We start from the raw sequence: 19615 nt of genomic DNA, 5'->3' as shown, positions 1-19615 counted from the left end.
GGCCGGGCTGGCCGCGGCCCCGGGGCTAGGCGTGGTCCAGCGGCACGATCCAGGTGAAGATCGTCCCCCGTCGGGGCCCGTCCGAGCGCGCCCTGGGCCCGATGGAGAAGCTGCCGCCGTGGCGCCTGGCCCTCTCGGCCATATTGGCGGTGCCGGAGCGGCGCGTGACCGCGGGGTCGACCCCGATGCCGTCGTCGCGGCAGGCGATCGCGGCGAGCGGCCCGGTCATGCCCGCCCAGTTCTCCTCCACGCGCTCGGAGGCGGGCAGCACCCCGTTGATCCGCACGTGGATCGTCGCCGAGGAGGCCCGGGCGTGGCGGGCCACGTTGCTCAGCCCCTCCCTGACCACGGCCACCATGTCATCCGCGACGTCGTCATCCACGGAGGCGGCGATCGCCCCGGACAGCTCGTGGGAGGCGTCCGCGCCCTCCTCGGTGAGGGCCTGGCCGTCGACGGTGATGAGCAGGGAGGGCGCGAAGCCGAGGGAGGTGCGCGCCAGGGAGGCCTCACGCCGCAGCCGTTCGACGAGCCCGACCTCCTCGTCGCGGTAGCGCAGGGAGTGGACGATAGTGCGGATCTGGCTCACCGAGTCGTCGACGGCGGATAGCACCGAGTCCAGGATGTCGCGCATCGCCTCGCAGTCGGCGTCGCCCTCGCGCAGGCGGTCCCGGGCGGCCGTGACCCGCATCCCGCTGGCGAAGAGCTGCTGGATCGCCAGGTCGTGGAGGTCCCGCCCGATGCGGGCGCGCTCATCGAGGAGGGTGGCCATCTCCTCGGCGTGCTGGGCGTCAGCGAGCTCGAAGGCCATGGTCGCCTGGCCCGCCACGAGCTCGGCGATCTCCAGGTCCTGCTGGGTGAAGGGGGCCTCCCCGGGCTCGCGCAGCAGCAGCATGACGCCGACTCCCCGGTCGCGGTGGATCATCGGAGCGTAGAGCGCCGGGCCGAAGCGCGCCAGCGCCTCCACCTTGAGGTCCTCCGCTCCCCACGCCTCGATGAGGGAGGGAACGATCAGGCCGGTGCGCTGCGCGAGAGTGGACATGGCGCGCCCGCTGGGAGGGAAGTAGGTGCCGACGAGCTCGTCGGCATGGTGCCCGTCGGCGATCTCGCAGATCCAGGTGTCGCCCACGCTGGGCAGGATGAGCGCGGAGGTACCGGCGTGGGCCACCTCCCGCACGCGCCGCGCGATGAGGGTGAGGGCGTCACCCTGCTCGGCTCCGGACAGCAGGAGGGTCGTGATCTCCTGGGACAGGGCCATCCACTGCTCGCGGTCCCGGGCCTGGCGGTACAGGCGGGCGTTCTCGACGGCGATGGCGGCCGCCTCGGCGAGTGTCACCACGGCGTCGATGTCGGGGCGCCCGAAGCCCCCCGGGCGGTCACCCAGGTAGAGGCGGCCGAAGAGCCTCCCGTGGGCGCGAACCGGCACCGACAGCATCGAGCCGGACTCCTCGCCCTCGATGGCCCCGGTGAACGCGGTGGTGCCCGAGAGGTCGTTGACGACGACGACCCCCTGGGGGAGGCCGTTGGCGGGCGCGCCGTCCACGACGCCGGGGGCGTCCGGAGCGCCGGAGGCGGGGCCCCCGCCGAGGAACCGCTGGAGGATCTCGGGCTGGTCCCCGATGAGGGTGGGGACATTGCCCGTGGAGGGGGCGGCTGCTGCCTCGGGCTCGACGACGGCGTCCTTGCTCACGGCGATCGTGCCCCACGTGGCGCCGGTGATCGAGCAGGCCGAGTCCACCAGGCGCCGCAGCGCCTCGGTGACCCGCAGGGAGCTGGTCAGGCGCAGCGCCGCCTGGATGACGTCGGCCGCGCGCTCCCAGGGCGGCTCATCGCCACGGGACGCCCCGGTCCCCGCCGGCGCCTGGCGGGCGTGAACGGCGTAGGCCAGGGGGCCGCCCGGGCCTGGTCCCCGCGTCTCCTCGTGGTCAGGCATCGGCGTCCTCCTGGGAGAGCGACCAGCGGTAGGTCTGAGAGCTCCTCATGAGCTCATCATGCGTGCCGCGCGCCAGGACGGTGGCGGGCTCGCCGGAATCGCGCGCTGATCCTCCCCGGCGGCCCAGCACGAGGACCTCGTCGGCGCCCGCCAGGGCGCTCAGCCGGTGCGTGACGAGCAGGACGCCTCGTTCCCGGCTCCCGGCGTCCAGCAGGTCGGCCACGAGCCGGTCGGCCGTGACGGCGTCGAGGTGCTCCCCGGGCTCGTCGATGAGGAGCAGCAGCGCGGGGCTGGCCAGCGCGCGGGCGAGGAGCAGGCGGCGCCGCTCCCCGCCGGAGATCCCCGTGGCCCCGGCGCCCAGCTGGGTGTCGAGCCCCGCGGGAAGGGAGCCGAGCCAGGCGCTCAGTCCCGCCCTCTCGAGGAGCGTGGTGGCGCGCTCGGGCGTGAGAGCGCCGTCGGCGACCCTGAGGTTCTCCAGGACGCTGGTGTCGAAGACATGGGCGTCCTCCGCGGTGAGCGTGAGCCGGACGGCCACGTCCCGCCGCTCGGCGCCCCAGGGCGGGGCGCCGTCGATGGTGACCCGCCCCGCCCTGGGCTCGATGAGCCCGGCGAGGGTGAGCAGCAGAGTCGTCTTACCGATGCCGGACGGCCCGACGATCGCCAGGCGGCGCCCGGGAGCCAGGTCCAGGTCGATGCCCGAGGCGACGATCGGCCCCGCGGGCCAGCCGACGGCCAGGCCCCGGGCGCGCAGCACCGGTCCTCCCTCGGAGACCCGCGGGAGGGGCGACGGCTCGGGCACGCGGGCCGCGGAGGCCTCCGCGGCCTCGACGAGCTCGACGACGCGCCGGGCGGCCCCCGCCGAGCGGACGAGCTGCACGCTGGCCGGGCCGAGCGCGGACACCGCCTCGAAGGCGGACAGGGGCACCAGGACGATGACGGCCAGCATCACCGGCGCGAGCCGCCCACTGCTCACCGCGGGTATCCCCGTCAGGAGGGCGCCGATGACGGCCAGCCCCAGGGCGGTGGCATCCAGCGCGGCGGCCACCGCCGCTGGCCAGGCTCCCGCGTCACGGGAGGCGGCGAGGCGCTTCTCGGCGCGCGCCACCTCCTCCATGAGCCGCGGCATGCGCCCCGAGACGCTGAGCTCGGCTCCGGACTCGATGGCGGTGAGCGCGTGGGCGGACAGGTCCGTCGCCTGCTCCTGGCGCGCCAACTCGGCCGCCCGGGCCGAGCGGATGGTGATGGCCGGCCCGACGATCCCTGACAGGAGGAGGCAGGCGGCGAGGATGAGACCCGCGGGCCAGTGGACGATCATGATCCCCGCCACGGTCCCCGTGCTCACGGCGATGGCGATCGCCACGGGCAGGTAGGCGCGGATGACGAGGTCCCCGACGGCGTCGATATCCGCTCCCACGCGGGCCAGGACGTCGCCGCGGCGCAGTCCGGCCACTGTGTCGGTGCGAGAGCCGGCCAGGGTCTCATAGAGGCGGGCGCGCAGCGCGCTCATCCCGCGCAGGGCGGTGGAGTGCGAGACGAGGCGCTCGCAGTAGCGCAGGGCCGAGCGCGAGATGCCGAAGAGCCGCACGGCGACGGGCGCCACGCCGAGCGCAGCGACATCGGGGATCTCGGCCGCTCGCGCGATGAGCCATGCGGCCACCGCGCCTAGGCTGACGGCGCTGCCCAGGCCCAGGGCCCCGGCGATGACGGACATGGTGAACCGGCGGCGGTCGAGCCCGAGCAGGTCGACGGCGCGCCTCAGCGTCCGTCGCTCGTCGGCGGTGAGGGGGGACGGGAGCATGCTCATCGCCCGTCACCGGTCCTAGCGGGGGCGCTCGCGGCGATCGCCTCGCCGGGCACGGTGCTCGCCGCGTCGAGATCGTGGGCCGAGCGGACCTCGATGACGTCGTCGGCGATGGTGATGAGGGCCTGGCGGTGGGCGATGACGATGATCGTCCGCCCAATGGCCCGCAGCGCCTCGACGGCCCGGAGCACATGGGCCTCGCTGGCGGCGTCGAGGTGGGCCGTGGGCTCATCGAGCACGACGAGGGGCCTGGGCGCCACGAGGGCGCGGGTGAGCGCGAGGCGCTGGCGCTGGCCGACGCTCAGGCCGACCCCGCCCTGGCCGATCGGGGTCAGCCAACCACGCTCCAGGGAGGCGATGACCTCATCGAGCCCGGTCTGGGCCGCGGCCCGCTCGACCGACCCGGGGACGGGGGCCCCGGCGGCCTCGAGCGCGGCGGCCTCGTCCTCGCCCAGGACGTGGTCGAGGATCGTCCCCGGCAGGATGGCGGGGCGCTGTGGCACCCAGGAGATCTGCTCCCACCAGCTGGCGGGGTCGATGTCCGCCAGGTCGGTGTCGGCGAGCGCCTCGGGGGAGTCGCCGGGCGGGGCGCTGATGAGCACGCGGCCGCGGTCGGCGGGCAGGAGACCGAGGAGGACCTGGGCGGTGGTGGTCTTGCCGGCCCCGGAGTCACCGGTGAGCGCGACGAGCCGACCGGGGCGGATGACGGCGGTGAGGCCGTGGGGCGCCCAGGCGCCCCGGGCGGCGACGGACAGGTCCTCGATGCGGATGGTCGCGGTGGCCAGGGAGGGCGCCGCAGTGGTGCCGCGCTCCGGGACGGGGGTCTTGAGGATGGAGAAGACGGCCTCGGCGGCGGCCACCCCGTTGGCGGAGGCGTGGAAGTGGAAGCCCACTTGGCGCAGGGGGCTGAAGATCTCCGGGGCGATCATGATGACGAGGAGGCCGGTGGCCAGGTCGAGGTCGCCGTACAGGAGCCGGAAGCCGACCTCGACGGCGATGATCGCGACCGACAGCGTGGTGATGAACTCGAGGACCGCGCCGGACAGGAAGGCGACGCGCAGGGTAGACATCGTGGTGGCGTTGTAGGCCTCGCCCAGCGCCCGCACGCGCTTGGCCGGCCCGATCTCGCGGCCCAGGGCCTTGAGCGTCGGCAGGCCAGCGATGAGGTCGAGCACCTGGGATCCCAGCTGCTCCATGGCGGCAAGGCGCTGCGTGGAGTACTTCTGGGTCAGACGGCCGATGAGGATCATGAACACCGGGATGAGGGGGATCGTGAGCACGACGGCGATGGTCGACGGGATGTCGGCTGCGAACATCACGGCGCCGGTCATCGGGGTGACGGTGGCGGCCAGGAGGAGCTGGGGCAGGTAGCGGACGAAGTAGGGCTCGAGGTCGTCCAGCCCCCTGGTGAAGAGGGTCGTGGTGTCGGCGCCGTGGGCGGACTGCCACCGGGGGCCGAGCACCGCCGCGCGGGCCAGGACGAGGCGCCGCAGCTCGATGATCGTGGAGGTGGCGGCCCGGTGGGCCCGGCTCTCTTGAACGAGCACGACCAGCGCGCGCGCTGCCGCCACGCCGACCAGCGCCGCGACGAGGCCGCCCTGCTCGCCCAGGCGGGCCCGGCCGAGGATGACGGGGGAGATGGTCTGGGAGATGAGCCAGGCCTGCGCGACCACGAGAACTGCCGTGAGGACGCCTGTCACGGCGGTCAGGACCACGTAGCGCCTGGCGGAGCGCGCGTAGCGCATGAGACGTGGGTCAAGGGGTTTCACGAGGCCCATCCTATGGGGAAGGCTCTTGAACGCCGGTTCATGGGGGTAGGCCGTATCACAGGCCGGGTTCATGGCACGACGACGATCGCCGCCCGGCCTCGATGGGCCGAGCGGCGATCGTCGTGCGCGGTGGGCGGGGTCCTCCCCGCAGAGAGCCCTCGCCGGCGCGGGTGGGAGGGGCTCAGTAGCCGATGACGGCCTCGGGCTGGGCGGAGTCGCGCACCTTCGTGGGATGCAGGCCGCCCACGCCGGGGCTGATGGCCTCGACGTTGACGCGCCCGGCGAACACCTTGTACGACCAGATCGTGTAGAACAGCACGACCGGGACGAACGCGACGGCCGCCACCGTCATGATCAGCAGGGTGACATCAGCGGAGGCCGCCTGCTGGATCGTCAGGGAGTAGGCCGGGTTGATGGACGAGCGCATGACATCGGGCGCCATGGCGGAGAAGATGAACGCCACGGCGAAGGCGATTCCCGCGAAGTGCAGCCCGAACGCCATCCCGAAGCGGCCGCGGTGGCTCATGAGCAGGGAGCCGACGAGGCCGGCGGCGGCGGCGACGAGCGGCAGCCAGGCCAAGGCGTTGGGGGAGTGGGCCACCTGCGCCCAGAGGGCCCACACCGCGGTGAGCGCCGTGGAGACGGCGCCGGAGCGCACGGCGAAGGACTCGGCGCGCTCGCGAAGCGTCCCGGTGGTCTTCAGGGCGGTGAACAGCGCGCCGTGGGTGAGGAAGAGCAGGCAGGTCACCGCGCCGCCCAGAAGGGTGAACGGGGTGAGCAGCGAGAAGAATCCTCCGGTGAGCTGATGCGAGGCGCCGCGCACGAGCGAGCCGGCTGGGACGAGTGACGGGTCCACGGCCGCCCCGCTCGCCGTCTCGATGACCTCGATCCTCATGCCCTGCACCAGGTTGGCGAAGGCCACGCCCCACAGCACGGCGGGCACCCACGCGCTGATCGTGTGGGCCCAGTCCCACCAGTCCCGCCAGCGCTGGGAGTTGATCTTGATGCGCCACTCGATGGCGCAGACCCGCACGATCAGGCACAGCAGGATGAGGAGCAGCGGCAGGTAAGCGCCGGAGAAGAGGGTGCCGTACCACTCCGGGAAGGCGGCGAAGGTCGCTCCGCCGGCGGTGAGCAGCCAGACCTCGTTGCCGTCCCAGTGGGGCCCGATCGTCCCCATCATGGCGCGGCGCTCGCGCTCGTCGCGGCCGAGAATCCTCAGGAGCATGCCGACTCCGAAGTCGAACCCCTCCAGGGCGAGGTAGCCGGTCCACAGGACGGCGATAAGGATGAACCAGAGAGCCGAGAGCGTCATGGTCGTGTTCTTCCTTCCCGACTTCAGTACTCGAAGGACAGCAGGGCGGGGGCGCCCGCGGTCCTCATTGACTCACCCGGCCCGGAGGCCTTGGACTCGGAGGCGGTCGCCGGGTCGACCGGGGTGCGCACGCCCTCGTGGATGTAGCGGCGCAGGAGGTAGAACCAGACGGCCCCCAGGACCGCGTAGAGGACGGTGAAGAGCACCATGGAGGCCAGGACGGTTCCCGAGGAGACCACGGTGGAGACCCCGTCGGCGGTGCGCATGTAGACCTGGGAGACCGGGTCGGCCAGGTTGGGGGCGATGACCCAGGGCTGGCGGCCAATCTCCGTGAAGATCCAGCCGAAGGAGCAGGCGATGAAGGGCAGCCACATCGTCCACAGGGCCGCCTTGCCCAGGGCCGGGCTGCCGATGAGCCGGTCGCGCCGGGTGAGCCACAGCGCGAGGGCGCCGATGGCCACGGAGATCATGCCGAGCCCGATCATGAGGCGGAAGGTCCAGAAGGTGATCGTCTCGTTGGGCGTGTAGTCGCCCGGGCCGAACCTCTGCTCGTACATGGCCTGGGCGTCGTTGAGGCCCATGACCCTGGCCTGCGCGTCGTTGGTCGCCATGAAGGAGTAGACGCCGGGGATCGTCAGGATGTGCGACGCCGTGCCGTCGGCGCACGAGCCGAAGCCCGCGATGGTGAACCCGGCTCCCTTCTGGGTGTCGCACAGCAGCTCGGCGGCGGCCATCTTGGCGGGCTGGACCTCCGTGATGATCTGCCCCTGGGCGTGGCCCGAGGCGGCGCACAGCAGTCCGGAGACGACCATGGTGACCGCCCCGAAGCGGGTGAGCCGCCGCCACAGCTGCCGGGCCTCGAAGTCCTGGCCGGCCCGCGCGGCGCGGGTCATCCACCACACGGCCACGCCCAGGATGACGGCCCCCGCCACGAGGAAGGCGCTGGAGACGGTGTGGGCCAGGGTGGTCCACAGCAGCGGGCTGCCCAGCACCTTGAGGAACCCGTTGACGCCGTCGAGCTCGGCGCGCCCGGTCTCCGGGTTGAGGACGGCGCCCACGGGGTGCTGCATCCAGGAGTTGGCCGCCAGGATGAAGAACGCCGAGAAGTTGGTGCCCAGGGCGACCATCCACATGCACAGGTTGTGCAGCTTGGGGGACAGGCGGTCCCATCCGAAGATCCACAGGCCCAGGAAGGTCGACTCCATGAAGAAGGCCAGGAGCGCCTCGAAGGCCAGGGGGGCGCCGAAGATGTTGCCGACGAACCGCGAGTACTCCGACCAGTTCATCCCGAACTGGAACTCCTGGACGATGCCGGTGGCCACGCCCAGGGCGAAGTTGATGAGCAGGATCTTGCCGAAGAACTTAGTGGTGACCTTCCACTGCTCATTGCCGGTGCGCAGGTAGATGGTCTCCATGAGGGCGACGAGCGGGGACAGGCCGATCGTCAGGGGGACCAGGATGAAGTGGTAGACCGTGGTGATGCCGAACTGCCATCGAGCCAGGTCGAGGGAGTCCAGCGCCATCGGCGCGAGGGTCATGATCGCACCTTTCGGAAGAGGTGAACGGAAATATAGGTGACGCCATTGGGCGTGGTGGCGACGTATAGACGTATAGGGGCGGGGTCGGGGCAAGTGTAGGGCACGGGTTGACGCTGTGTCGCGATTTCGATGGCGCGCGAGGACTCGTATCTCAATCGCATGCGGCGGGCCGGCCCCGCGGCGCCCCTGGGCGTAGCCGCCGCGGAGGCCGACGTGCGCTACGCCTCGGGCGTGATCGGCCCGGCCGCGCCGTCGGGAGCCGGGAGGTGTGGAATACTCTGACCCGGCTTCGAGCGCCCTCGTACAGGCGGTCGGGGTCCGAGCCTCGTCGGCTACCCCGGCAGTGGAGACTTGCGCCGCATCGCGCGCCGCCGCACTTCAGCGCCGAGCGGGTGCCCCGACGAGTCGGCGCCTCACGGCGCAGACACAGACTTTCTCCGCCCCTCACCCCGGGGCTGACAGCGCCCCGGCGCCGCGAGTACGGGCGGCGCGCGGGCATCCGGAGAGTGCACACGATGCCACGAGCCAAGAAGACCAACGAAGCCGCGACCGAGGCCGTCGAGCCTATGAGCGCCGTCGAGCCGGAGGAGGCTCCCGCCGCGCCCCCGCGCCGGCGCCGCAAGGCGACCGCCGCCGCGACGGCCCCCCAGGCCGCCCCCGAGTCCCGGGTGGAGAAGCAGGTGGAGAAGGGCCCCCGGCGCGCCCCGGCGGCCGACGGGGCTGAGCCTTATGAGACCGAGCGGGACGGTGCCGCGCAGGAGGCCCAGCCGATGCTGCCCGTCGCCTCCCTCCTCTTCCAGGCGCCCGACCCCGCCCGTGCGAGGCGCCGTCGCCGGGCCACCTCGGCGACGACGACGCCGCAGGAGGCGCCCGCCGCCGAGCAGCCCGCCGCCCGCGGGCGGGGCGCCGATGATGATGCCTCCGGGGCCGGCGGGCCGCAGGGCCCCGACACTGCCCCTGAGACCGCCACCGCGCCCGCGGGAAAGGGGCGCCGCCGTCGCAAGGCGACGGCCCCGGTCTCCGCGCCCGAGCACGTGGAGGAGGCGGCCCCCGGTCGTCGCCGCTCGCGCAAGAAGAAGGCGGCGGACGCCCCAGCCGAGGCCGAGGGGCCCGACTCCCAGGAGAGCCCGGTTCTCGTCGAGGATGATCCTGCCGAGCCCTCTGACGGCGCGGATGAGCCGGATGCCGCCGATGACGCCTCGGAGTCCGAGTCGGGTCAGGGCAGGCGCAAGCGTCGTCGCGGGGGCCGGGGGCGGCGCTCCCGCGGGCAGTCCGCCCAGGACGGCTCCAGCGACGACGCCTCCGGCGCTGAGGACGCCGACGACGCCGAGCCCGCAGGCCGAGCCGGGGGCGCTCCGGCGGAGGGGGCGGAGGGCTCCGACGGCGCCGAGGGCGAGGAGGACGGCGGTTCCTCGCGCCGCCGCCGTCGCCGCTCGCGCACCCGCTCCGACCGCGAGGCCCGGGAGGGCCGCGGCAAGGACGTCCGCGACGAGGTCACCGCCCTCAAGGGCTCCACGCGCCTGGAGGCCAAGCGCCAGCGGCGCCGGGAGGGCCGTGCCGCCGGCCGTCGTCGCCCGATCGTCACCGAGGCCGAGTTCCTGGCCCGGCGCGAGAGCGTCGACCGGCGCATGATCGTGCGCGAGCAGGATGGGCTCAACCAGATCGCGGTGCTGGAGGACGGCCTGCTCGTGGAGCACTACGTCGCCCGCCACACGCAGGCCTCGATGGTCGGGAACATCTACATCGGCCGCGTGCAGAACGTCCTGCCCTCGATGGAGGCCGCCTTCGTCGATCTCGGCAAGGGCCGCAACGCCGTGCTCTACGCCGGCGAGGTCAACTGGGACGCCGCGGGCATGGAGGGCAAGCCCCGCCGGATCGAGGACGCCCTCTCCAGCGGTGACACCGTCCTCGTGCAGGTCACCAAGGACCCTATCGGCCACAAGGGGGCGCGCCTGACCAGCCAGGTCACCCTGGCCGGCCGCTACCTCGTCCTCGTGCCGGGCGGTACGATGACCGGAATCTCGCGCAAGCTGCCCGACACCGAGCGGGCCCGCCTCAAGAAGATCCTCAAGCGTGTCGTCCCTGACTCCGCCGGCGTCATCGTGCGAACCGCCGCCGAGGGCGCCTCGGAGGAGCAGCTCGCCGCTGACGTCAAGCGCCTCGCGGACCAGTGGGCCGCGATCGACAAGCACGCCAAGGCCATCCTGGGTGGTTCGGGGAAGGCCCCGGTCCTCCTCAAGGGCGAGCCGGAGCTCGCGCTGAGGGTCGTGCGCGACGTGTTCAACGAGGACTTCCGCCAGCTCGTCGTGGCGGGACGGGACGCCTGGCGCACCATCTCCGAGTACGTCACCGAGCTCAGCCCCGATCTCGCCGATCGGCTCCAGCACTGGGTGGAGCCGGAGGACGTGTTCACCGCCCATCGCGTCGACGAGCAGCTCGCCAAGGGCTTCGACCGCAAGGTCTGGCTGCCCAGCGGCGGCACTCTCGTCATCGACCGGACGGAGGCCATGACGGTCATCGATGTCAACACCGGCCGCTACACCGGAGCCGGCGGCACCCTGGAGGAGACGGTCACCCGCAACAACCTCGAGGCGGCCGAGGAGATCGTCCGCCAGCTGCGCCTGCGGGACATCGGCGGCATGGTCGTTATCGACTTCGTCGACATGGTCCTGGAGTCCAACCGCGACCTCGTCCTGCGCCGCCTCGTGGAGTGCCTGGGCCGGGACCGCACCCGCCACCAGGTCACGGAGGTCACCTCCCTCGGCCTGGTGCAGATGACGCGCAAGCGCGTCGGCCAGGGACTGGTCGAGGCCTTCTCCACGCCCTGCGACTGCTGCGGGGGCCGGGGCTTCATCGTCCATGAGAGCCCCGTCGAGAACCAGCAGGCGGACCTGTCCGCCTCGGGGTCCCGCTCATCGGGCCGCAAGGGGCGCAAGGGCAAGGAGGGGTCAGCGAAGTCCTCCGAGCGCGCCTCGGGCAAGACCGGCTCCAACCGCTCCGATCAGGCGGAGGACGCCGGCGGCGACGAGGCGGCGCGCGCTGCCGTCCGTGGGGCCCTCGCCCAGATCGCCGCCGCCGCCGGGCACGCGCACGAGCAGTCGCAGGACGCCCCCGCGGCGACGGACGGCGACTGATCGGGGCTGGGTGGGCCCAACGTCCCGCCGCCTGGGCGCATCCCTGGGCTCGACGCGGAGAACGCCTGATCCAGCCCCTGATTATCAAGACGGATCCCTGAGCACCCCCGTAGCATGGGATGTGATGACGCAATGCCATCAACCGGGGGGATGGTCCCCCGGCACCGCCCGCGGAGTCATGGGGAGGGGTCATGGCGGCGGCCACCGTCAGGAGGATCGGGATCGCCGCGGTCCTGCGCTGGATCGTGGCATTCGCGATCGGCATCCTCATCGGGCTGATGGCCTACACCTTCGTGTACGCCAAGGGGTTCTCCTACCTCAGCAATGACCCGAAGGCCTGCGTCAACTGCCATGTGATGGAGGACCAGTACAAGTCCTGGCAGGCGGGGCACCACCGGCACAGCGCCACCTGCGGGGACTGCCACCTGCCGCACGACAACATCATCCACAAGTACTGGGTGAAGGCTGAGGACGGCTTCCTCCACGGCTTGAAATTCACCACCGGCGACTACCCCGAGAACATCGTCATCCGCGACGTCAACATGGACGTCGCCAACGAGGCCTGCGTGCACTGCCACGCTGGCGTGACCGATGACATGCGCCACGGGGCGCTTAACCGCAACGAGGTCTACGACTGCGTTCACTGCCATTCCGGGATTGGCCATGAGTAGAGAGGATCAGGCCATGGACACCGCCGACCAGAGCCCCAAGGGGCCCGCAGCGGAGGCTGACCGCGACAGCGCCACGAGCCCGGCGAAGGACGAGGGCCGCGGCAGGGTCGCGGCGAGGCACAAGCGCTCCTTCTTCAGGGGGCCCGTGTTCATGGTGCTGCTCATGGCGCTGGTCGCTGGAGCGACCTTCGTCGTGACCATGCTGCTCATGAGCATCAACAACCACCAGGCCGAGGGCTCGCGCGCCTTCCACAACGTCGCGGAGCTCGATGAGACCTCCTACGACCCCGCCATCTGGGGCCAGAACTACCCCGTCCAGTACGCGGACTTCAAGAGGACGGCGGAGTTCACCCCCGCCGAGCACGCCGGCAAGATGGTGCCGCACTCGGTGGAGGGGGACCCCCGCACCGAGGTCAAGTCCCAGAAGTTGGAGGAGGACCCCCGACTGGTCAAGATGTGGTCCGGGTACGCCTTCGCCGTGGACTACCGGCACGCCCGCGGGCACGCGTACACCGCGGTGGACCAGCAGCACACGCTGCGCAACGCCAAGGACCAGCAGCCCGGCACCTGCGCGAACTGCCACGTCTCGGCCCCGGCCCTCTATGACAAGCTCGGCAACGGCGATCGTGAGGCGGGCTTCGAGGCCACTGGCACGATGAAGCTTCTCCCAGGTCCTCTCCGATGACTCGGTGGCCCACCCGGTGGCCTGCATCGACTGCCACGACCCCAAGACCATGGGGCTGCGGGTCACCCGCCCGGCCTTCATGCGCGGCATCAAGGCCCTCAAGGCCAGCCAGGGCGTGAAGGAGTTCGAGGTCAACAAGGACGCCACCCCGCAGGAGATGCGCACGTACGTGTGCGCCCAGTGCCACGTGGAGTACTACTTCAAGGGCGAGAACAAGGTCCTGACCTTCCCCTGGGACAAGGGCATCGACATCGACAACATCTACTCCTACTACGAGGAGCAGGGATTCACCGACTGGACCCATGAGAAGACCGGGGCGCCCATGCTCAAGGCCCAGCACCCCGAGTTCGACATCTGGTCCAACTCGGTCCACGCCGCCAACGGGGTCGGCTGCGCCGACTGCCACATGAACTACAAGCGCGTGGGCGCCGGCAAGGTCTCCAACCACCATGTCACCACGCCGATGACGGATGTCAACGCCTCCTGCGGCACCTGCCACAAGACCGGCGACGGCGTCATCGAGAAGCGGGTGCGCACGATCCAGGCAAACTTCATCTCCTCGCGCGACCGCGCCTTCGACGCCCTGGTCGGCCTCATCTCCGACCTGGAGGCGGCCAAGACCAATGGCACCTCGACCGAGCAGATCGCCCTGGCCCAGCAGTACCAGCGCAAGGCGAGCTTCTACCTCGACTACGTCTACTCCGAGAACTCCTACGGCTTCCACGCCCCGGACTACGAGCAGCGGATCATCAACCAGGCGGAGAACGCCGCGCAGAACGGCCGCCTGGCACTGACGGGCAAGACCGCCGAGGAGCTCAAGGCCTCGGACGTCTCGACCGCCAATGCCGAGCACTACCCCTCGGACAAGGCGGCGAGCGGCGCCTCCCAAGGCAGCGGCCACTGATGGCGGGCGCTGAGGGCAGGGACGCGCGGGGGGATGCCCCAGTGCCGGTTGACGACCGCCTCAGGCGAGTCCGCGAGCTTCTCGATGAGCTGAGCCCGAAGGAGCGCCAGGAGCTCCTGCGGGCGGCGGGAGAGGTCGCGGGGCCAGGGGGCGCTGAGGAGGCCGCCGAGGGCGCCGCCAAGGGAACGGAGGCCGGCAGCGCCGACGCCGCCGATTCGGAGGAGCAGGACGAGTCCGAGGCCTTCTACGCTGGCCTGGAGGAGGACGACGACCTCATCGGCTCCAGGCTCGCCTCGCGCCGCGCCAAGCGGGGTGAGGGCGAGCGCCGGGAGTCGGCTGGCTCGACGTCGAGGCGGCGCGCGCCGTTGTCGAGCGCGGAGCGCATCGCGCTCGTCGCCGCCCTCATCCTCGGCATCGCCGCCGCGATCTGGTACAGCAATGTGGGGGGAGTCTCCTCCGGCTCTCCCCACGGGGGCGCCATGGCCAGCGCTGGAGCGCAGGGCGACGCCTCCAAGCCGGGCACCGAGCAGTGGGCGGCGGAGGTCTCCACCATCCAGTCGCAGATCCAGGCCGATCCTGCGAATATCGATCTGAAGATCCGGCTCGGGCGCGCCTACGCCGGCCTCGGGGACTACGACAGGGCGATCGAGACCCTCACCGGCGTCACCGATGAGGACCCGGCCCAGGCGGAGGCCTGGTACTACCTCGGTTTCATCCACATGAGCGCCAAACCGCCGGACGAGGCGGCCGCCCGGGCCGCCTGGCAGAAGGTCATCGACCTCGCCCCCGACTCGGAGATGGCCGGCAAGGCGCGCTCGCACATGGTCAACCTGGGATCGCCGGGCGGCACGGCCGGGCCCCAGGGGGCGCCCGCCGCCCCCACTGGAAGCGCGAGCGCCACTGCCGAGGCGGCGCCCCGATGACGCCCGTGTCCGTCCCCGTCGCGCTCCTGGCGGGTCTCATGGCCTTCGCCTCGCCCTGCTTCCTGCCCCTGGTGCCCGCGCTCCTCGCCCACCTTGCCGGGCGCGGGAGCGCCGCCGCGGCGGAGATCCCCTCGCTGCGCCGCGCCCCCGTGCTCACCAGGGGCGACCTCGGGCCGGTGAGGGGAAGCGGCGCGGCCATCCCCCTGAGGGCCCCGGCCGTCGGCGGGGCCGCGCGCCCCGCCCCGCCCCGCGTCGTGCTCAACGCCACCGCCTTCGTGCTCGGCTTCTCCGCCGTGTTCGTCGGGCTGTGGGCGCTCATCGTGTCCGGCGCCGTCGCCCTGGGCGCGCACCGCCGGGCCCTGCGCCTCGTGGGCGGCGCCCTTCTCGTCGTGATGGGCCTGCACGCCGTTGGACTGCTGCGGATCAGGGCGCTGGACCGCGCCCTCGGCGGTGGGCTCGGCGATGCCGGCCGCCCGGGCGGGGGAGCGACTCCTCTCAGCTCGCTGCTCATGGGCATCGGCTTCGCCCTGGGGTGGTCGCCCTGTATCGGCCCAGTGCTCGGCGCGATCATCGCGCTCGCCTCCCAAGCGGCTTCCGCCTGGCAGGGCTTCGCGCTCATGGTCGTGTTCTGCGCCGGGCTCGGTGCGCCGGTGATCGTCCTGGCCCTGGGCATTGACCGTGCGGCGGCCAGAACAGCGTGGCTGCGCGCCCACGGCCGCGCCATCCGGATCGCCTCGGGAGTCCTGCTCATCGCCGTCGGGGCGCTGATGACCATGGATCTGCTGGCCCCGCTCTCCGGTCTCGTGAGCACCCCACTATGAGGAGGACTCCATGACAGACAAGGCGCCCAAGGCTGCTCCAGGCCCTGAAGGGCCCGACTCGGCCGCCGAGGTCACCGCCCCCGACATCAGCGGCGGGGAGAGGGACGTGCCGGTGGTCGAGCTGTTCCTCTGGCTCTACCGGCTCTTCTACTCCAAGACGCTCGGCCTGACAGTCATCCTCCTGCTCGCCCTGTACGCCTTCATCGGCTCGCTCCTGCCCCAGGCCACGAAGGAGGTCCTGGCCGACCCGTGGGCCAAGGAGGCCTTCCTCAACGCCAGGCGCCCCGCCCTGGGGCGGATGACGACGGCCCTCGACGCCCTGGGCCTCTTCCACGTCTTCACCTCCATCGGCTTCTACGCGGTGGTCTCGCTCCTGGCCCTGAGCATCATCGCCTGCACGGTCCACCGCGTCCCCGAGCTGGTCAAGCGCGAGAGGGAGCCCCGGGCGCACGTCGCCCCCCGGTTCTTCGACAAGGCGCGCTACCGCGCGCGCGTCCCCAGCCCCGAGGGCGTCCCGGCGTCGCTGGAGGCGACCCGGGAGGCGCTGCGCAAGGCCCGCTGGCGGGTCATCACGGATGACCGCGACCCCGAGCACTGCCTCTACGCCGACCGCAACGCGCGCTCGGGCATCGGCACCGTGCTGGCGCACACGGCCTTCGTCCTCATCCTGGGCGCCTTCGTCGTCTCCTCCGCCTGGGGCATCGAAGAGGGCCTGACCGTTCCCGTCGGCTCCAGCGTCGAGATCGGCCACGGAACGGGGCTGAGCGTGCGCGCCAACTCCTTCACCGATTCCCGCACCGACACCGGGCAGCCCGTGGACTACGTGTCCGACCTGTCCGTCCTGCGGGGGGAGACCGAGGTCGCCCGCCAGGAGGTGCGGGTCAACTCGCCGATGGCCATCGACGGCTACAGGCTCCACCAGGCCTCCTACGGCACATCCGCGGATGTCACCATCGCCGACGCCGCCGGGACCGTCCTCGCCCGGCGCAGCGTCCCCCTCCAGTGGCAGACCCCGAGGAAGACCGAGGTCTACGGGCGGGTCGACTTGCCCGATGGCAGGGTCGTCTACGTCTTCCTGCCCGCCTCAGGGCAGGCGGTGTCCCAGATAGCGCCAGGAACCGCTGTCTTCGGCCTGGCCCCCGACGGCCACACCGACCCGCGGGCCGAGCAGCGGGCCGAGGCCGGGACCGCGGCCCAGTTCGAGGACCTCACCGTCACCTTCGAACGGGAGCGCCAGTACACGGGGCTCACGCTTCGGAGGGACCCGGGCACCCCGATCATGTGGGTCGCCTCGGCGCTGCTGATGATCGGCATGTCGATCACCTTCCTCATGCCCTACCGGCGCCTATGGGTGCGCGTGGAGCCCGACGAGAACGGCGCCGGGAGCGTCATCCGCCTCGGGTCGGTCTCTCGCCTCGACATCACCTTCGAGCGCATGTTCGCCGCGCTCGTCGGGCGCATCGAGGCCGCCGTCGGGCCCCAGGACGGCCCCGAGGTCCCTGATGCCGCCACCACCGCCAAGGAGAGCAAGGAGAAGGAGCCCAGCGACCATGAATAACGTCCTCAGCATCGGCCAGTTCCTCTTGACCTCGGCCATGGCGATCCTCGTCCTGGCCGTCGTCTGCGACGCCGTCGTCCTCACCGGGCGCGGAGCCCGGGCCCAGGCCGTCCCGGCCCCGGCGGGCCCGGGCGGGGCTCACGGCGGCAAGGCCCCCGACGACGCGGCGCGGAGCCGGGCGAGCCACTCGGCCCACTGGGCGCGCGCCTCGCGCGCCGGCCTGCCCAGGGGGCTGGCTCTGTACGCCACCGGCTTCACCGCCATCGCCCTTGCCCTCATCACCGCCTACCTGGCTCTGCGCGCCAGCGCCACCGGGTACAGCCCGTTCGCCAACCAGCATGAGTTCGCGGTGTCCTTCACCTTCGGCATCCTGCTCATGTACCTCATCGCCGAGTTCCGCTACCGCGTGCGCTGGCTGTCCATCGTGGTCCTCCCGGTGGTCATCGCCCTGCTCATCTACGCCGACGGCCAGGACAAGGCGATCAAGCCGCTCGTCCCGGCCCTGCGCAACTCCCTCATGCTGACCCTCCACGTGTTCTTCGCGGTACTGGCCTACGGGGCGGCCTGCGTGTCCTTCGCCGCTGCGGTCTTCTACCTCCTCCACCCCCATCTGAGGAGATTCCGGTCCCTCCCCTCGCGCGAGGTGCTCGACGACGTCGGCTACAAGTCCGCCACCGCCACCTTCCCGCTGCTGACCATGATGACCGTGCTGGGCGCCGTCTGGGCGAACACCGCGTGGGGCCGCTACTGGGGCTGGGATCCCAAGGAGACCGCGGCCCTCGTGACCTGGTTGGTCTACGGCGCCTACCTGCATGCCCGGGTGACCAGGGGCTGGCAGGGGTCGCGCAGCGCCTGGCTCCTCATCCTCGGGTTCGCCGCGGTGCTCTTCGCCTATTTCGGGAACCACTTCTTCGGGGGGCTGCACTCCTATGGCTGACAGTGAGGAGATGGACGACGAGGCCATCCTGGACGAGCGCGGGGCGAGCCCCGCCCTGTCGACGGAGCCCGACGGCGGCGCAGGGGGCGCCGGGCCGGGCGCCCGCCCCCACCGCCGCATCCCCGTGTGGCTGAGCAACATCCTCGTCCTGGCAGCGGCCACGTCGCTCATCCTGGGCGGCGTGTGGCTGACGGGCTCGTGGCGCGCTGAGGGCTCCGCCGCCCCGGCCTCCGGCCAGGGCGACGGCGGGGTGACGATGCTGTCGACGGGCGCCCCCAGCGGCGCCGCCCCCCAGGTGGGCCAGGAGGCTCCCGCCTTCAGCGCCACGGACATCAACGGCGCCCCGGTGGACCTGACCGATCTGCGGGGCAGGCCCGTGTGGCTGCTCTTCGGCGCCACCTGGTGCGCCGAGTGCCGCACCGAGGCCCCCGACGTCCAGGCGATCTCCCAGGAGTACGGGGATCGACTGACGATCATCGCCGTCCACGTCCAGGACAACGCCCGGACCGTCGCCGACTACGTCCAGCGCCTGGGACTGACCTACACCACCGTGGTGGACGCCGAGGACGCGATCTCCTCGGCCTACGGCGTCTACGGGATCCCCGCCCACTGGTTCATCGACGCCGATGGCTCGATAGCGGCCACGCGGGTCGGCGCGATGTCCCCGGACCAGATGCGGGCGCAGGCGCGGGCCCTCATCGGCTAGCCCGGCCCGCGGGGACTGCCCGTGCCGAAGAACACAGGCGCGTCGCACCCCTGGGCTTGGAGCCCCGGGAGCATTTCACCTAAAGTAGTCAGCCGGTGCGTGTCGCACCGCTTGCCCAGGAGAGCGCCCTCCCGGTGCGGGCCGGTCAGGCCCACCGGAGGCGCTCCGCAGAATCGGAAGAGATGAGCATTCCCGTGGTCTACGCGATCGTCAAGGCTGGTGGCCGTCAGGAGAAGGTCTCCGTCGGCGACGTCGTGGTCGTCGACAAGCTTGCCGGTGAGATCGGCGACGAGGTCACCCTCGCCCCCGTCATGCTGGTGGATGGCGACAAGGTGACCGCCTCCGCCGCTGACCTTGCCACGTCCTCCGTCAAGGCCGAGATCGTCGGCGACGAGAAGGGCCCCAAGATCAACATCCTCAAGTTCAAGAACAAGACCGGCTTCCGCAAGCGCCAGGGCCACCGCGCCCAGCTGACGGCCGTCAAGGTCACCGCGATCAAGTGACGCCCGGCGCCACCGAAGAATCGCACCAGTCAAGAGAGAGAGAAGCCTGAGATGGCACACAAGAAGGGTCTTGGTTCCTCCCGCAACGGCCGTGACTCGAACGCCCAGCGCCTCGGCGTGAAGCGCTACGGCGGCCAGTTCGTCAAGGCTGGCGAGATCATCGTCCGCCAGCGTGGCACCCACTTCCACCCCGGCGACAACGTGGGCCGCGGCAACGACGACACGCTTTTCGCCACCGCGGCCGGCAACGTCCAGTTCGGCACCCGGCGCGGCCGCCGGGTGGTCAACGTCGTGCTCCCCGAGGCCTGAGCCTCGCGCACCCGGACTCTCGCGAGGGCGAACGGCTTCGGCCGTCCGCCCTCGCGCTTTTCCCAGGGCCGGGTCGTGGCGCCCGTCCCAGCCCCAACCGGCCCCGGCCCC

General features: G+C 71.9%; 16 protein-coding genes. 11 read left to right on the top strand and 5 right to left on the bottom strand.

Annotation, left to right across the window (positions count from 1 at the left end; all coding sequences use genetic code 11):
• Nucleotides 1-25: 25 nt before the first annotated feature.
• The 5 genes from ABXS69_RS07380 to ABXS69_RS07360 form a co-directional block, all read right to left on the bottom strand.
• Nucleotides 26-1930 carry a GAF domain-containing protein gene (locus ABXS69_RS07380; RefSeq protein WP_366180073.1) on the bottom strand — a complete coding sequence of 635 codons (1905 nt, stop codon included), beginning with the start codon at nt 1928-1930 and terminating at the stop codon, nt 26-28.
• Nucleotides 1923-3734, bottom strand: coding sequence for a thiol reductant ABC exporter subunit CydC (gene cydC, locus ABXS69_RS07375; RefSeq protein WP_366180072.1), 1812 nt, complete (start codon nt 3732-3734; stop codon nt 1923-1925). Before cydC ends, ABXS69_RS07380 begins: the two co-directional genes overlap by 8 nt.
• Complete coding sequence (gene cydD, locus ABXS69_RS07370) at nt 3731-5500, bottom strand: thiol reductant ABC exporter subunit CydD (RefSeq protein WP_366180071.1); 1770 nt, start codon at nt 5498-5500, stop codon at nt 3731-3733. Before cydD ends, cydC begins: the two co-directional genes overlap by 4 nt.
• A gap of 181 nt (nt 5501-5681) precedes the next feature.
• The gene (gene cydB, locus ABXS69_RS07365) at nt 5682-6815 is read right to left on the bottom strand and encodes a cytochrome d ubiquinol oxidase subunit II (protein WP_366180070.1); all 1134 of its coding nucleotides are present in this window, start codon (nt 6813-6815) and stop codon (nt 5682-5684) included.
• A 23-nt stretch (nt 6816-6838) separates the two neighbouring features.
• Nucleotides 6839-8353, bottom strand: coding sequence for a cytochrome ubiquinol oxidase subunit I (locus ABXS69_RS07360; RefSeq protein WP_366180069.1), 1515 nt, complete (start codon nt 8351-8353; stop codon nt 6839-6841).
• A 515-nt stretch (nt 8354-8868) separates the two neighbouring features.
• Between ABXS69_RS07360 and ABXS69_RS07355 the strand changes: the two genes are divergently transcribed.
• The 11 genes from ABXS69_RS07355 to rpmA all read left to right on the top strand — a co-directional run bounded on the left by ABXS69_RS07355 (nt 8869) and on the right by rpmA (nt 19504).
• The gene (locus tag ABXS69_RS07355) at nt 8869-11487 is read left to right on the top strand and encodes an Rne/Rng family ribonuclease (RefSeq protein WP_366180068.1); all 2619 of its coding nucleotides are present in this window, start codon (nt 8869-8871) and stop codon (nt 11485-11487) included.
• A gap of 191 nt (nt 11488-11678) precedes the next feature.
• A complete protein-coding gene (nrfH, locus tag ABXS69_RS07350; protein WP_366180067.1) occupies nt 11679-12158 on the top strand; it encodes a cytochrome c nitrite reductase small subunit in 480 nt (159 codons plus the stop codon).
• Nucleotides 12159-12171: 13 nt separating this feature from the next.
• Nucleotides 12172-12843, top strand: a complete 672-nt coding sequence (locus tag ABXS69_RS07345) for an ammonia-forming cytochrome c nitrite reductase subunit c552 (protein WP_366180066.1) — start codon at nt 12172-12174, stop codon at nt 12841-12843.
• A gap of 4 nt (nt 12844-12847) precedes the next feature.
• Nucleotides 12848-13747 (top strand): ammonia-forming cytochrome c nitrite reductase subunit c552, encoded by a 900-nt coding sequence (locus ABXS69_RS07340; RefSeq protein WP_366180065.1) that lies wholly within the window; start codon nt 12848-12850, stop codon nt 13745-13747.
• Nucleotides 13748-13788: 41 nt separating this feature from the next.
• Entirely contained in the window at nt 13789-14670 is an 882-nt protein-coding gene (locus ABXS69_RS07335) for a tetratricopeptide repeat protein (protein WP_366180064.1), read from the top strand.
• Nucleotides 14667-15491 (top strand): cytochrome c biogenesis protein CcdA, encoded by an 825-nt coding sequence (locus tag ABXS69_RS07330; protein WP_366180063.1) that lies wholly within the window; start codon nt 14667-14669, stop codon nt 15489-15491. The genes ABXS69_RS07335 and ABXS69_RS07330 overlap by 4 nt, the downstream gene beginning before the upstream one ends.
• Nucleotides 15492-15501: 10 nt before the next feature.
• Complete coding sequence (locus tag ABXS69_RS07325) at nt 15502-17049, top strand: cytochrome c biogenesis protein ResB (RefSeq protein WP_366180062.1); 1548 nt, start codon at nt 15502-15504, stop codon at nt 17047-17049.
• Nucleotides 17042-17986, top strand: a complete 945-nt coding sequence (gene ccsB, locus ABXS69_RS07320) for a c-type cytochrome biogenesis protein CcsB (protein WP_366180061.1) — start codon at nt 17042-17044, stop codon at nt 17984-17986. The genes ABXS69_RS07325 and ccsB overlap by 8 nt, the downstream gene beginning before the upstream one ends.
• The gene (locus ABXS69_RS07315; RefSeq protein WP_366180060.1) at nt 17979-18692 is read left to right on the top strand and encodes a TlpA disulfide reductase family protein; all 714 of its coding nucleotides are present in this window, start codon (nt 17979-17981) and stop codon (nt 18690-18692) included. Before ccsB ends, ABXS69_RS07315 begins: the two co-directional genes overlap by 8 nt.
• 182 nt (nt 18693-18874) lie before the next feature.
• Nucleotides 18875-19195, top strand: a complete 321-nt coding sequence (gene rplU / locus ABXS69_RS07310) for a 50S ribosomal protein L21 (protein WP_080463079.1) — start codon at nt 18875-18877, stop codon at nt 19193-19195.
• Nucleotides 19196-19246: 51 nt separating this feature from the next.
• Nucleotides 19247-19504 (top strand): 50S ribosomal protein L27, encoded by a 258-nt coding sequence (gene rpmA / locus ABXS69_RS07305; protein ID WP_366180059.1) that lies wholly within the window; start codon nt 19247-19249, stop codon nt 19502-19504.
• Nucleotides 19505-19615 lie beyond the last annotated feature (111 nt).

The organism is Actinomyces timonensis, assembly GCF_040702965.1.
GTDB classification, from domain to species: domain Bacteria; phylum Actinomycetota; class Actinomycetes; order Actinomycetales; family Actinomycetaceae; genus Actinomyces; species Actinomyces timonensis_A.
The sequence above is the reverse complement of the archived record's forward strand: the minus strand, read 5'-3'. Positions and strand labels throughout refer to the sequence as shown.